The 14,456-nt window shown below is 37.3% G+C and carries 13 protein-coding genes; 9 read left to right on the top strand and 4 right to left on the bottom strand.

What is annotated here, in order from left to right; all coding sequences use genetic code 11:
* Positions 1-1,555: Ig-like domain-containing protein (locus tag PSE83_RS15160; protein ID WP_272660966.1), on the bottom strand; the 1,555-nt coding region annotated here is incomplete at its 3' end.
* 223 nt (positions 1,556-1,778) lie between these two features.
* Here PSE83_RS15160 and PSE83_RS15155 point away from each other — a divergent pair.
* The 6 genes from PSE83_RS15155 (at position 1,779) to PSE83_RS15130 (ending at position 8,046) form a co-directional block, all read left to right on the top strand.
* Positions 1,779-2,234, top strand: coding sequence for a hypothetical protein (locus PSE83_RS15155; protein WP_004261216.1), 456 nt, complete (start codon positions 1,779-1,781; stop codon positions 2,232-2,234).
* Positions 2,185-3,102, top strand: a complete 918-nt coding sequence (locus PSE83_RS15150) for a hypothetical protein (RefSeq protein ID WP_226617268.1) — start codon at positions 2,185-2,187, stop codon at positions 3,100-3,102. Before PSE83_RS15155 ends, PSE83_RS15150 begins: the two co-directional genes overlap by 50 nt.
* Positions 3,103-3,106: 4 nt before the next feature.
* On the top strand, positions 3,107-4,333 hold the full coding sequence (locus PSE83_RS15145) for a TolC family protein (RefSeq protein WP_004261227.1): 1,227 nt from the start codon (positions 3,107-3,109) through the stop codon (positions 4,331-4,333).
* Positions 4,314-5,564 (top strand): HlyD family efflux transporter periplasmic adaptor subunit, encoded by a 1,251-nt coding sequence (locus PSE83_RS15140; protein ID WP_004261229.1) that lies wholly within the window; start codon positions 4,314-4,316, stop codon positions 5,562-5,564. The genes PSE83_RS15145 and PSE83_RS15140 overlap by 20 nt, the downstream gene beginning before the upstream one ends.
* A 3-nt stretch (positions 5,565-5,567) precedes the next feature.
* Positions 5,568-6,074: a hypothetical protein gene (locus PSE83_RS15135; RefSeq protein WP_272660965.1), complete on the top strand. Its 507-nt coding sequence runs from the start codon at positions 5,568-5,570 to the stop codon at positions 6,072-6,074.
* Between the two features lie 640 nt (positions 6,075-6,714).
* Positions 6,715-8,046 (top strand): ATP-binding cassette domain-containing protein, encoded by a 1,332-nt coding sequence (locus PSE83_RS15130; protein ID WP_272660964.1) that lies wholly within the window; start codon positions 6,715-6,717, stop codon positions 8,044-8,046.
* A 75-nt stretch (positions 8,047-8,121) separates the two neighbouring features.
* Here PSE83_RS15130 and gntU read toward each other — a convergent pair whose 3' ends face one another.
* From gntU to gntR, 3 genes are all read right to left on the bottom strand, one after another.
* Positions 8,122-9,477 (bottom strand): gluconate transporter, encoded by a 1,356-nt coding sequence (gntU, locus tag PSE83_RS15125; RefSeq protein WP_004261235.1) that lies wholly within the window; start codon positions 9,475-9,477, stop codon positions 8,122-8,124.
* A complete protein-coding gene (gene gntK / locus PSE83_RS15120; protein WP_094962846.1) occupies positions 9,477-10,016 on the bottom strand; it encodes a gluconokinase in 540 nt (179 codons plus the stop codon). Before gntK ends, gntU begins: the two co-directional genes overlap by 1 nt.
* A gap of 429 nt (positions 10,017-10,445) precedes the next feature.
* Positions 10,446-11,441 (bottom strand): gluconate operon transcriptional repressor GntR, encoded by a 996-nt coding sequence (gene gntR / locus PSE83_RS15115; RefSeq protein WP_164564412.1) that lies wholly within the window; start codon positions 11,439-11,441, stop codon positions 10,446-10,448.
* A 200-nt stretch (positions 11,442-11,641) separates the two neighbouring features.
* Between gntR and PSE83_RS15110 the strand changes: the two genes are divergently transcribed.
* Genes PSE83_RS15110 through PSE83_RS15100 form a run of 3 tightly spaced genes read left to right on the top strand, consistent with a single transcriptional unit; the run spans position 11,642 to position 14,456 of the window.
* Positions 11,642-12,679 carry an ABC transporter substrate-binding protein gene (locus tag PSE83_RS15110; protein ID WP_004261244.1) on the top strand — a complete coding sequence of 346 codons (1,038 nt, stop codon included), beginning with the start codon at positions 11,642-11,644 and terminating at the stop codon, positions 12,677-12,679.
* Positions 12,676-13,692, top strand: a complete 1,017-nt coding sequence (locus PSE83_RS15105; RefSeq protein ID WP_164454921.1) for a FecCD family ABC transporter permease — start codon at positions 12,676-12,678, stop codon at positions 13,690-13,692. The genes PSE83_RS15110 and PSE83_RS15105 overlap by 4 nt, the downstream gene beginning before the upstream one ends.
* Positions 13,689-14,456, top strand: a complete 768-nt coding sequence (locus tag PSE83_RS15100) for an ABC transporter ATP-binding protein (RefSeq protein ID WP_110592526.1) — start codon at positions 13,689-13,691, stop codon at positions 14,454-14,456. Before PSE83_RS15105 ends, PSE83_RS15100 begins: the two co-directional genes overlap by 4 nt.

Raw genomic sequence — 14,456 nt, 5'->3', positions numbered from 1 at the left:
CCCCTTTGGCGCCGGAATCGCTGCTTTCGGTGAGCTTCGCAGTCGCAGCCGGTAGTGTCGTGTCGACTATCAGGCTTTGGATAAAAACACCCTGATTTCCTACGCTATCTGTTACCTTAACATTTAATATATGTGAGCCATCAGCTAAGTTATCACTAATAGTGAGTGACCAATCACCCTGTTCATTCGCCTTAGTGAAGTACTCTTTTCCAGCTACCTTAACGATGACATTGGAATTCGAATCTGTTTTTCCCGTAAGCGTTGGCTTTACTTTGCTGGTCAAAAAAACCGTTGAGTTATCAAGCAGTACACTAGCATCTGGTTTTGATGTTTTGATAGTAACGCTCTCAGTGATGATTTTTTGGTTACCAGCAGGATCCACGGCAGTGATTTGGAAGTTTGATACTCCATCGGCCAATGGTTTCTCGACTGTTATTCGCCACGTACCTTTATCATCAGCAATTGCCGATAATGTTTGTCCTGCAATCGTTAGCGTTACCGTACTACCAGCTTCAGCTTTCCCTATAAAAGTAGGAACTTGCTTGTTAGTTAGTCTCTCCGCCGACGTTTCGGTATCCGAATGCCCATCAAGGCTAACAGAGAGATTATCAAGCTGAGTGTCGACTTCAAATTGGCCATTCACCGTCACAGGCTTACCTTCACCGGAAAAAGCAACTAATGAATATTCATATACTTTATCTTCTAACGGTTCAGTGATTTTTAATGACCACTTTCCATCTTTATCCGTTGTGATCGAATATTTGTTATCATTAATCGTTAGATAACCCTGACTATCAGGAGAGATAACCCCAGTAAATATTGGTGTATTAATATTCGTAATATTATCCCCCCTTTTCCCTGAGTCGGATTCTTCGCTTAATTTTCCTTGAATAAAAACCTGTGTTATAGGTTTAGCTATCTGGGAAGGTGCTAATGGTTTATTTGCAGGCTGAGAGGGTGATGAAGAACTTATTGGCATAACAACGGGTGCAGATGGTGAAGTAAAGGTTAAGTTGCTGTCTTCGACTTGTGCTTTCTCTGCTTTATTTTTTTGATTTAGCTGGTTTTTCGCTTCTGTGAGCTTTGTTAATGACGAACTTAGTAATACCTCTTTTTCATCTTTCTCAGAAGACAAGGTCTGAAGCGCCTTTTCTAATTGTTGGTTTTTTTGATTTAACTCCGCCAGTTTTTCACTGAAACTTTGTTCATCGTCTTGTCGGTTATCATATTGCTGTTCCTCACCTTCAATTTGCTCATTATTCTTTTTTGAGGCTTGGCTATCAGTATATTCAATGATGTCACTCGTCAATTGCTCTTTGATATAAATAGCATCAGCACCGACATTTAATGTTATTGATGATAGAATTTCATCTTGTGAAAGAATCTCGCCCTGCTCAGTCAATAATGTCATATTTCCTAAAATAACTTCAGACAGCCCATTTTTAATGTTCTCAATAGAACCATCTGGCTTAGTTACAATTAAATCAAGCCCTTGAACTTTAAACTTTTGGATTTCTATGCTTTTTAATTTATCTGTGATAGTTTTATCTGTCATGTTCTATATCATTATATTAATAAATGGGGTTATCAGCTATATACCCATAAGCTGCCGTTAATGAAACCGATTATATCCATTTAATTAAAAATAAAACGTCATTTAAGATAATGTGGTCTGACAATCTTTTTTTTTGAGCTCCAATTCCAGTGAGTTCATTTCAATAGCGATTATAATATAATCCTGAATTAATAAAATTGTTTCTAAAATAAAAGAATTAGATATGGAAGAAAATGATGATAACTCTGATGAAGAACTAGCCCCAATGGTTGATGGGTTAAGTGGAACACTATGTATAATTATTTTAGTTTCCATGGTGTTTATTTTCAGTGGAATGAAAACTGCAGAAACCCATATTAATTATGGACAATTAAAATTTGAAAAAATACAAATAGATATCCAAAACAAACGTCTTTATTTTAAAGGTGGAATTCATTTATCAAGCAATGAAACCTCTTTAATCAAACAAGAAATAGTTAAAAACAAAAGTAATAAAATTATTATCAGTGGCTACATCAATGATAAAATCAGCCACAGTAAAGAAAAAAACACCTACAACCTTCTTTATATGGCATCACTACTTAAGAGTCTGGGAATTAATAAAGAAATTGTTCTAAAACAAGGAACAAGTGAATATTGCCCAGGTTGGAACTCATGCATTTATTGGGATTACAAATAACATGTATTATCTTGGATTATTTTTTTATGCCGCAACGTTTCTCGCTTGTTTTTTATTACAATCGGTACGTGAAATGGTTCAGCAATGTCTATTACTTGCCCCTGAAATCAGCTACACCATGATTGGGATTTATATTTATCCTTTAGTTATATTTTTATTTCATCGATTATTTAATAAAAATAAAAAAAGCAACTATACATTACTCTCAAACCAAACGAAATTATCTGCATCCGTTACTGTGTCATTAGGATTAATAGGAACATTTATTGGATTAACAGGGATGATCACCGCAATATCAGCATCACTTGGAGGAGAAGGTGATGTCTCAGAAAAAATGAACGCCATGATCTCATCTATCTCAATGGCACTTAATTCAATGTCCTTTGCATTCTTAACCTCTATTCTTGGGGTTTCTATTTCAGTTTTACTGTTAGTGAGTTTGAATTTCTTTCATTTCTTTTACCAAAAAGAAAATAAAAAAACTCAACAACAATCTGCAAACTACTCAGAAGAACTTAATCATATTCAAGAAACCCTGAACACATTACAGAAAGTGAATATCAATATAGCGCAAAAAATGATTTCCGTGACCGAAAACAATGAGCTAGCAACTGATATTTCCTCACATCTTCTGGCTTTATCCTCCACAGCACAAGAGCACTTAGAGGTTTTACAATCAATAAAAGAAGCTGACGATGACTGGAAAAGAAAATTAGCCGTCTACTTATTAGAAGAAAAAATAAACAAAAACAATCAGAATGAAAAAATTTCAGAAGAAATATTAAAAATAGATCAAACTACACAATGGCTAAAAGAAAATACCATTGAGAGCAGAAAAAAACTATTAACTTTATTATCAATGGAGTAAGCACATGCGTCCTATCACCTTAGGTTTATTATTAACATTATCACTACCAACTTGTAGCTTAGCCAATCAAGATGTAGAAAACTTCCAAACATTTATTGGCCGAGTATTAAAAAACTCCAATCCAGTTCAAATAAAAGCGTTAGAATTAGAAGCTGAAAACCTCAGAGCAAAACAAACAGATTATTATTATCTACCAAAAATATCCGCTTCAGGAAAAATAAAAAGCCATGATGGCAGCACTAACAGTAATATTACTGCCAGTTCATTGATCTATGACACTACGTTAAGTCACCGGTTTAATGAAAAAAATTTAAAATTAAAAATATCAGCACTTTCACTAAACAAGGAAAAAGAAGAACTTTACACCTCGACAACTAACAACTTAATTGGTATTTATTATCTCAATGAGCTAACAAAAACAACAGCTGATTTAAATAGCAATGCTAAAAGTATTTTCAAACTTATTACTCATCGCTATAAAAGTGGCATAGCAAAATACAGTGATGTTGAACAAGCTTCTTTATTGATGCAGAGGATTGAAACAGAACTACAAAATATAGAAAAAGAGATTGAGCAATATAAGTCTAATATTGAGCTTTTATCAGGCATTACCTTTCCTTCTAAAGGTGTAACGGTTCCAAAAAATCTATTAAAAAAATTACAAGAAACTATTATTGATAGTGAAAATGCACAACAGAATAGCGAATATAACTTGCTACGCATGCAAGCTGATGCAATGAAAGAAAATGCTTATCAACAAAATCCCTTCTTAAATGTTAATCTTATCGCCGAAGAACGATTTATTGATCAAGTCAGAAGTCGTAACGAGTCTTATATGGGAATGGAGGTTAAATTAAATATCTTTGACCTTGATAAAGTGCTGAATGAAAAATCTCAACTGAAACTGTATGAAGCAACAAAAGGAAAAGCTGATTATAAATATAAAGAATCCACAGCTAAAATTAAAAATTTAAAATTAATCGCTAATTCAAATTCGACTGAACTTACAGGGCTACATGAACAACGTAAGACCATGCGCTCAATAATTAAAAGCCAACAAAGGGAATATGAAATATCACAATCTTCTTTCTATGAAATGGTGAACACACTATTTGATATGTTAACAATGGAAAGGCGCATTGCTGAATTAATGATTGCTGATATGAAAAACAAAATGGAATATATCCAATTAACAGGGAAGTTAGCTGAAATTGAAACATTATCTAAATAAACTGAACCGGGCACCTAAAAAATTAAAAATATTTCTAGGTATCACGTCATTATTTATCGGTTATATTATATTAGCTAAAATAGAAATATCCTCTCCAGGAGAGGGGATTATCTCAGGAGTCTCCAATCGACTAGAAATAGTGAGCCCGGCTTCTGGATTTATTAATCAGTTCGCTATTAAAACTGGTGATAAGGTAGAAAAAGACCAAGTTTTATTTTCCTATACTAATTTAGATGTCTTTCATCAAGAAAAAACCTTATCCGGCCTCGTTACTTTTGCTAATGAACGCATCAATGAATTAGAAGAAAACAAAAAACTGTTAAATAAAATCCTTGATGGAAGCATAAATACGGAATCTGAATATTTTTTCTTTGCAAAGGGCTTACAAAGTAAAACTTTAAGTGCCTATAGAGAACTCTATGGTCATATTCTCTTACGCATGGAGATAAGTAATTTACGAGATAAATATATCTCACAAATTAAAGAGTCTAGCGAACTAGAAAATCAAATTAACATACTGAAAAAGAAGGACTTATTATTAAAAAACGCAAGAGCTCCTGAAATTGAAAAACTCAATAATAATGCTGAAATCAGCCGCACCACCGCGCTAATAGCATCAGGTGAATTAAATGCTCAAGGGTTATTGCGAGAAATCTCACTGCAAGAAAAGAAGTATACCGCACGACTTATCGGGGAAATACAAGAAAATGAAACTCTACTTAATCGACTAAAAAAAGAGAAATTAGAAAACAGTGGTCAGATGGAATTACTGCGCAATAAAATAAGAGCGAATAGTGTGTTATCACCAGCAAACGGGATTGTATTAAGTATCGAAAAAGATTTAGAGAAAGGTTCGTATGTTGAAGCCTCAAATTTAGTAATGGTGATTAAAAAACAGCAAAGTACGCGGGTTATTGAAGGTAAAATATTAGCGAAGTATCGCCCTTTTATAGCGCCACAGCTACCAGCCAAAATTGTGGTGAACTCCCCTGGGTTTAAAAAAATCATTAACGGAAAAGTTACAAAAATCAGCGCTGATTCCTTTAGTGACAGGGAGCGGAACAGTCAAGAACGCTATTATTCAGTACAAATTATACCAGAACAAAATACGGAGCTCCTTCCAGAACATGACGGTTTGCCAGTGATGCTCTATATCTCTAGTAAAGAGATTTCAGTACTTCATTATTTAACCGCATTAATTAGCGATAACATTACATTTAACGTTTGGTGACTTATGTTAGGTTTTATTTCTGCATTATCTGCTGCCGTTGCAACCATGACATTACTTATGGCTGTGCTCTTAGCTAATGTATTATCAAGCACAATGGCTGCTGAAAAAAATAAAGGCAAGGCGGCATTGATAGGAATTGATAACCACAATACTGAAGCGTCTTCATCTATAAATACCGATAGTAATAATGACAATAAAAATGGCAATGGCAATGGCAATGGCAATGGCAATGGCAATGGCAATGGCAATGGCAATAACATCATGACATCGTTAATGTTTAGCCATGACACCTTAAAACTAATTGATCATAAAAAGGTTAAATCTATTGATGTTTATTGCAGTTATGGAAATAACATATCTTTTGACGCAGCAATGACCTATACCATCTATAACACGGTATTAATTAAAAAAAACACGCCTAATGTACACATTAAAGCCTTAAAACCTATTGAGGATAATCAAGGGGTTAACGCTTGCTTCCTAAAGAGTGAAGAAAATGAAAGAAAGTAGTTTCCATGATGTTATTAATCAATACTTTAAGATATTAGGAGAACCATTTTCCTCTCCAGCACTCTCTTATGATAATAAATATATCTTAAATAATATAAATGAATTTATTAATAATGATTTTTTCACTTATCAATACACTTCTATTTCAAATTTTAATGAAAAAAAGCTACCTGCTCTCTTTATTATGGAGATAGCAGATGGGAAATATATTATCATCAAAAATCATAGAGGCCAGCTAACCAATCTAACAACCGACATAGCTATAACACAACAACTAATTGAAAATAAACATTTGTTTTCATTTTCTGCAAGTGAAAACACACTCAATGAAGAGAGCATATATAAATCACTGATTAAGTTAACACCAAAATCCAGCTTATTTTCATTACCTTTAATTGTCTTCTCACTATTACTACCTTTATATTCAAATCTTTTTAACTCCCGCTTAGTTTATAGTGAATCTATAAGCTCACTTTTATATATTAGTTTTATTTTCATTGTCGTTGTTGGCCTAGAGTTTTTTATTAAACATATTATTCATGAACAGAACATAAAAAAAATAAAGCTTAACATCAGTACTTTTAATCGCTATTTTATTAATTTATTAAAACAATCTAGTTGTAAAAGTGCCTCAATTAAAGTGAGAACAGCAGAAGCATCAATCTTACAAGTTTGGGAAATTAAGCCTCAAATTATTTATGATGTCGGGTTAGCCATTTTATTTTCATTTTGCATTTTTGGTATGTTAGGTTTTTATTCATTATTGCTATTGAGCTATTACGCTGGGCTTATCTTTTTATGCCTACACATCCGCTTTCTTTCCTATAAAAATATGCTCCGAGCGAATACCTTAAACTATGAAAAATCAGCCATGTACTATTCATTGGAACAAAAAAAACATGAGCTTTGTTTTGCCAGAGATAACCATTTTAAACAGTACATCAGTATAAAAACTAATGAAGATGAAAAAATAAAATTAAAACTAAATGAGGCCAATCACCATTGGATGGAAATTATCAAAGTAAATACGTTTTTATCTATGATAGTAATGTACGTAGCTAGCTATTTGGCTATTGGTGAAGGCAGTCTAAGCTTGGCTTCTGTTATCGCCGTGATGATCATTAATAGTCGACTTTCTGGTGCAATTACAAGTGCCATTAATCGCTTATTTATGGTGAAAACACATCTATTTCATATCAAATCCAGTATTGATCAGTTAAAAAACAACCCACTTATCCATTTCAAAGCAGATGGTATAACAACAGATTCAATAAAACATTTTAGTGCAAAAAATCTTAGCGTTAGCATTAATGGTAAAACCATTATTAATCAGCTTGATGTTGAAGCCAAACCCGGCGATGTTATTGGTATTACTGGTATTTCAGGCGTAGGAAAGACATCACTAATGAAAGCATTATGTGGGATTTCAGAATACTCATCAGGGGATATTACAATCAATGGTATTGGTATCGATGAAATTTCCCAATGCTTTTTAACAGAAAAAATTGCCTACCATAATGGTATTTCAACATTTATTCATGGCAGCATTCGTGATAATTTTAATTTCTACGGTGTATTCGATAACAATACAATTGTTCACCTTACCAAATTATGTTGCCCATCCTTACTGATTAGTAAGGAAACCTTAGACGATACACTCATCACCGATATCGCCGCATCTACAGGGGAAAAACAAAAGTTACAGCTCGCACTGACTCTGATAAAACAACCTGAAATGATATTCTTAGACGAATCGACATCATTTATGGCGGCCTCTGATGCACTCTCATTCTTACAATTAATGAAGCAAGAGTTTGAATTAGATAAATCAATTATTTTCTTTTCTACTCACGACTTAGGACTAACCTCATTTTTTACGAAGCATATTGCATTATCACCGGGTCATGCTAAACACATTAATTCGCCACAACACCATAATAAAATTATCATCCCTAAAATTAGCCTAAGCTAAATAAGCAAAACGCCCACTTAATAGCGGGCGTTTTAATTCAATACATTTAGCTCTGATGTATTTTCATAAAATACATTACAAGAACATGAAGAACACCATACCGACAATTGCCCCTGTCGTACCAAGGATAGTTTCCATTACCGTCCATGTTTTTAGCGTTTGCGCTTCTGTCGCACCAGTGAATTTTCCATATAACCAGAAACCAGAGTCATTCACGTGGCTTAAGATCAATGAACCGCCAGAAATACAGATAGCTAATGCTGCCAGCTGTGCTCCTGAGTAACCTAACTCACTGATAACAGGTAGCACTAAACCTACCGCTGTTAAACATGCAACCGTTGCAGAACCTTGAATGACACGCACTGCACCCGCTAATACAAAGCAAGCAACAGCAATTGGTAAACCAGCACCAATTAAAGAGTCACCTAGTGCAGGGCCTACACCTGAATCCACTAAAATTTGTTTGAATACGCCACCAGCACCCGTCACAAGTAAAATGATCCCAGCAGGTTGAATCGCTGCGGAACAAATCGCCATGACTTTTTCTTTATCCATACCATAACGGAAACCTAGGCCATAAATCGCCAGTAAACACGCTAACAGTAATGCGGTGAAAGGGTGACCGATAAACTCTAACCAATGCTCAAGGGGGGTTCCTTTTTCAACTAAATGCGTTCCGATTGTTTTTAAACCCACTAATACCAACGGGAAAAGCACTAAACACAAGCTAAATCCAAAGCTTGGCATTTTGCCATGTTCTGTATTTGGCGCTTGATAATCTGCTGGAATATCAATATGAACAAAGTTACTAATAAACTTACCAAATAATGGCCCTGCTAAAATCATACCTGGGATAGCAGCACACAAACCAATTAAAATCATCCAGCCATAGTCTGCCCCCATTTGTGATGCAACTAGCATTGGTGTTGGCCCCGGTAATAAAAACGCTGCCGCAGCGGCTACCCCAGCAAATAATGGAATAGCAAGGCGAACAACGTTATGGCCTGTGCGGTTCGCTACCGCAAACACCACACCAATTAACAAGACAATAGCCACATCAAAGAAGAGTGGTAGCGCACAAATCAGCCCTGCGACACCCACTGCATAGTGAGCATTCTTTTCACCGAATAGGTTAAGTAGCTTATTCGCAATCTGATCTAATGCCCCTGTTTCATGTAAAATTTTACCGAACATTGCCCCAAGAGCGACTACGATAGCAAGAAAACCTAAGGTTCCCGCCATTCCTTTTTGCATGGTTTCCGTGATCTGTTGTACTGGCATACCTGAAAATAAACCGGCACCAATAGAAACAATCATGAGTGCAACAAAAGCATGTAAACGAGCATACATCACTAAAAAAAGCAGTAAAACGACAGAGCCGACTGCCGTCAGCACGAGCGTTAACGTGCTTAATGTTTCTGGGGTATTCATTAGTTATCTCCAGCGACAATCTTACGAATAGTAGAACACGTATTTTCAATCACGTTTTCTAAGGATGGGCGAATATCAACAACCTGCACATCAGGTTCATCCGCGCCAGGTTCTTGTAAGGCATCAAATTGCGATTTCAGCATTTCAGGCTTAAAGAAATGCCCTTTACGTGCTTTCAATCTTTCTTCAATAACAACCGCATCACCTTTTAGGTAAATAAAATAGAGGTTGTGGTTCCCCTCTCTTAAGATATCACGATAGCTTTTTTTCAGTGCAGAGCTAACTACCAGCGATATCTTATTAGTTCTTTGCATTGCAAAAATGGCATTATTTAGTGCGACTAACCAAGGTTTACGGTCGTCATCATTTAATGCATGACCAGATGCCATTTTTAAAATATTTGATTTAGGGTGAAGAAAGTCACCATCAAGGAAAGCAGCTTGTAGTTGCTGTGCAACACCGGTAGCAACAGCAGACTTACCACTACCCGATACCCCCATTAGTACAAATGTATAGTTTTGTTTTTGGGTATCATTCATAGGAAACTCCTCAGATATTCACTATTGTCCTGGCTTTAGTTAAAAACCGGCCTTTGTTACCGGTAACAAGTTACGGGTAACATTATCATCAGTGCGGATTTATTTGGCAATCAAATTGGTGAAGAAGAAAACAGATCTGTGATGATACTCTCAAACTGACTTCAGAAGAGGCAGGTGAAAGACAAAGCAAAAATAAAAAACAAACAGCAATAGCAAAAAACAAAAAACAAAAAACAAAAAACAAAAAACAAAAAACAAAAAACAAAAAGTATATTTAAACTTTATTACTCCCCTTAAAGCATTCCTCTAAATAGTTCGTGTTGTCGCTAGGCGCCAAGCGAGTCAAGCCCTAGGAGCATACATAAGTATGTGACTAGGGTTGGCGAGTACAGGCAACAACGCGACAGCGCGAAGTATGACGAGGAATAATTAGATACTTTCGCCAGTGAGGACACAAAACCCCACATCAAAATGCGACTCAACAAGCTTCTTACCCGACATTCTTGCCAACAAGACTTCTGCCGCCTTACGCCCCATTTGGTCTCTTGGCGTCAAAATACTCGCCAGTTTTGGCGTCATCACTTGCCCTACGTCGTGGCCATGAAAACCTGAAATAGCAAGGTCTTGTGGAATTTGAATCCCTAAACGTTGGCATTCAAAAATAGCCCCTATCGCTAAGTCATCATTGGTACAGAATAAGCCGTCGGTATCTGGGTATTTAGCACGGCAATCGTGCAGTAGTTGGGCGCCTAGCGAATACGATGAGCTAGCCTGCGTCATCACATTACGTGGTTCAAGATTAGCATCGAGCATTGCCTGTTCATAACCTTTCAAGCGGATAAAAGTACGTTCATCATGTCTTGCGCCTAAGTACACAACCTTACGGCAGCCACGCTCAATCATCGCCCGAGTCATTTGGCGAGACGCTTCAAAGTTATCAATACCAACTGCAATATCTAGGCAAGGAGAAACGCTATCCATAATCTCAACAACGGGGATCCCCGCGGTTTTCAACATGCGCAGCGTTCGTTCAGTGTGTGTCCGTTCGGCTAAAATCACACCATCAATATTATAAGAAAGTAGTGAAGTCAGCCGCTCTTCTTCTTTTTCGGGCAAATAACCATAGTGAGCGAGCATGGTTTGGTAGCCATGGCGGTCTGTCACGGCTTCAATTCCACGAATCACTTCGGCAAAAACTTGGTTAGTTAATGAAGGAAGCAACACCCCAATAGCATGGCTAGTTGAATTCGATAAAATATCGGGCGCCTTATTTGGAATATACCCGGAAGCCTCCACAGCTTGGGCAATTTTCTCGCGCAAAGCTTCTGAAACCTGATCTGGGTTTCGTAGAAAACGACTCACCGTCATTTTTGTGACGCCAACTTGGTCGGCAACATCCTGTAGAGAAGGTCTTTTTTTCTTCATAAGTTCAAAGCGATATCCAATTCGTTAACGATAACCATGTTCTGCTATCTGTTAATGGATAGCAATCTTTGTTACTGATTTACATCACATAAATGTCGAATTTTCCGAACAATGCGATTTTTATAGTTGACTCTCTATCATGACTCCGCTAATTTTCGCGCTATATAATTATTATTATAACGAATAGATGAAATTAGACTATGGCGATCAATCGTAGGCAGTTCCTTAAATCAAGTGCAGTACTTGCTGCTTTTTACAGTTTGCCGAGCTTCGCACAAACTCGTCCAGCCGTTGAAAAAGCTTTATTTGGTCATCTTCCGACGCCAAAGGATATTCAACGCGTCATCAGCTCTGGCCCCCCTTCTGATCTATTGATGTTCGCATTAGCCCCCGAAAAAATGGTGGGATTTTCCTCAATTTCACTGAAAAAAGGACACAGTGGCCTTTTTGCAGCGCAATGGCTCGAATTACCCGTATATGGTCGTTTAGCAGGTCGAGGCAGTACGCTTTCCTTAGAACAGCTTCTATCCTATAACCCAGATTTAATTATTGATACTGGTAATATTAATGATACCTATCTTTCACAAGCAGAAAAGGTTGCCCAACAAACCCATGTACCTTATTTATTAATGGCTGGAGGGTTAAAAGATGCGCCACAACAGCTTATGCAACTCGGTGAGGTTTTAGGCGTTATCCCACAGGCTCAAAAGTTAGGCCAACTTGCTCAACGCTATATTGATGATGCTGCCTTATTTGCTCATCAAAACCAACAGAAATCACTAAGTTTTTACCTCGCGAGAGGGGCAAAAGGTTTAGAAACCGGCGCTAAAGGCTCAATTCATACTGAAGCCATTGAAATGCTTGGTTTGCGTAATGTAGTTGATATCCCTAACTTCCATGGACTGACAACGGTTTCTATGGAGCAATTATATCAATGGAACCCTGACATCATTATAACGCAATATGACGAAGCCATTGAATTGATCACAAACTCTGCATTATGGAAAGGGCTAGATGCCATTACTAACAACCAGTTACTGGTTTTCAGCGGTATGCCATTTGGCTGGTTAGATGGGCCTCCGGGGGTTAACCGCTTACTCGGCATGAGACGGCTACAGAGCCATTTCGATAAGAGTATTGCCGAAAATATCAAGCATGATATTGCTGAATTTTTTACCCATTTTTACCATTCTCCACTGACTTTAGAGCAGGTTGATTGGCTCATGGAAAAATCATGAATGGTGTATTGAAACAAGGCGGAAAATCCCTTTTATTAATCGCTGTTTTATTAATAAGCTTTATTATCGCCTTAATAAGTGGTAAGTACTCACTTACACTAAATGAGCTTTACCACCTGCTCATTAGTCAGTTACCTTCTCACAGCGAGTTGAGTAATCCGCGGCATGAAACCGTGTTCTGGCAAATACGATTCCCGCGCACATTAGCCGCTATTGTTATTGGTGGAGGACTGGCTATTGCAGGTGCTGCTTATCAGGGAATGTTCCGCAATCCATTGGTTTCACCAGATATTTTAGGGGTTTCAGCGGGTGCTGGCGTGGGGGCTGTTATCGGTATTTTTTTTGGGCAATCATTATTTTACATTCAGCTAAGTGCATTTATTGGTGGCCTAATTACCGTTACTTTAGTGTGCTTTATTGCCCGACTAGCGCGTCAACATGACCCCATTTTATCTTTGGTTCTTGTCGGTGTCGCTATCAGTGCGTTATGTGGTTCAGCAATTTCATTGATGAAAATTCTTGCAGACCCTTACACCCAGTTGCCTTCCATCACGTTTTGGCTATTAGGTGGGTTATCATCAATTACCCAAGCAGATTTAATGTCAGTATTACCTCTGATGGTTATCGGTATTATTCCACTATTATTATTGCGCTGGCGCATGAATTTACTCAGCTTATCTGATGAAGAAGCTAAAAGCCTTGGGATCAATGTCAGTTTAACTCGAGCTACCTTCATTATTTGTGCCACACTGCTCACGGCAAGCGCTGTTTCTATTGCTGGAATTATTGGTTGGATAGGCTTGATTGTGCCACATATTACCCGAATGATAGTGGGTGCTAACTTTCGCTATCAGCTCCCTGCATCACTGGCAATTGGAGCTATTTTATTACTCATTACTGATACCTTAGCACGTACTATCGCCGCGATTGAATTACCCATAGGCATTTTAACCTCTGCAATCGGTGCGCCCTTCTTTTTAGCTATTTTATTGCAGACAAGGCGGGTGAGATGAGCATTGTATCTTTGCAAGAGGTCGCAATTGGTTATCATGGCACAGCTATCATTGATGGCATTAATCTTTCATTACCTAAGGGGGAGATTAGCTGCTTATTAGGTGCAAATGGCTGCGGTAAAACCACCTTAATGAAAACTTTACTGGGGTTATTACCTGCAATTAAAGGCGAGATCCTACTCAATGGGCAAGGAATTCAAACTTTTAAACCACGCGAAATAGCCAAAACTGTCGCCTATGTTCCCCAAGCCCATGATACCCCCTTTACTTTCACTGTAGTCGATATGGTCATGATGGGCTTAACTCCCCATATTTCATTATTTTCAGTCCCTAAAGAGACCGAAAAAAATTTAGCATATCAACAACTAAAGCACCTTGGCATTTCACATTTGGCAACACGGCTATACAGCACGCTTAGTGGCGGAGAAAAACAGTTAGTATTGATAGCAAGGGCTTTAATACAAAAACCATTACTTCTAATTATGGATGAGCCTGCCGCTAGCCTTGATTTTGGTAACCAAATTCGCTTGCTTGAGCAAATTGAAAAGCTTAAATCCCATGGTATGACGATATTGATGTCAACCCATCACCCACAACATGCCGCTGCTATCGCTGATAATGTTATTTTGCTCGATAAGCACCACAAAGCGAGGCAAGGGTCATCTAAATGTATGTTAACACTTACTAACTTAGCAGCCCTCTATAATGTGGATAAACACAGCATTCAATCTCACTTTCAGCTTCCATCAACATTTTCTAGTTAA

Source organism: Providencia sp. PROV150, from assembly GCF_028481025.1.
In the GTDB taxonomy this organism is placed as follows: Bacteria; Pseudomonadota; Gammaproteobacteria; order Enterobacterales; family Enterobacteriaceae; genus Providencia; species Providencia hangzhouensis.
Note: the sequence above shows the minus strand (reverse complement) of the source record. Positions and strands in the feature narration are given on the sequence as shown.

Coding starts and splice junctions, on each gene's coding strand:
- PSE83_RS15155 (WP_004261216.1), top strand. CDS start 1,779: ATGGAAGAAAATGATGATAACTCTGATGAAGAACTAGCCCCAATGGTT.
- PSE83_RS15145 (WP_004261227.1), top strand. CDS start 3,107: ATGCGTCCTATCACCTTAGGTTTATTATTAACATTATCACTACCAACT.
- PSE83_RS15135 (WP_272660965.1), top strand. CDS start 5,568: ATGTTAGGTTTTATTTCTGCATTATCTGCTGCCGTTGCAACCATGACA.
- gntU (WP_004261235.1), bottom strand. CDS start 9,477: ATGAATACCCCAGAAACATTAAGCACGTTAACGCTCGTGCTGACGGCA.
- gntK (WP_094962846.1), bottom strand. CDS start 10,016: ATGAATGATACCCAAAAACAAAACTATACATTTGTACTAATGGGGGTA.
- gntR (WP_164564412.1), bottom strand. CDS start 11,441: ATGAAGAAAAAAAGACCTTCTCTACAGGATGTTGCCGACCAAGTTGGC.
- PSE83_RS15110 (WP_004261244.1), top strand. CDS start 11,642: ATGGCGATCAATCGTAGGCAGTTCCTTAAATCAAGTGCAGTACTTGCT.
- PSE83_RS15105 (WP_164454921.1), top strand. CDS start 12,676: ATGAATGGTGTATTGAAACAAGGCGGAAAATCCCTTTTATTAATCGCT.
- PSE83_RS15100 (WP_110592526.1), top strand. CDS start 13,689: ATGAGCATTGTATCTTTGCAAGAGGTCGCAATTGGTTATCATGGCACA.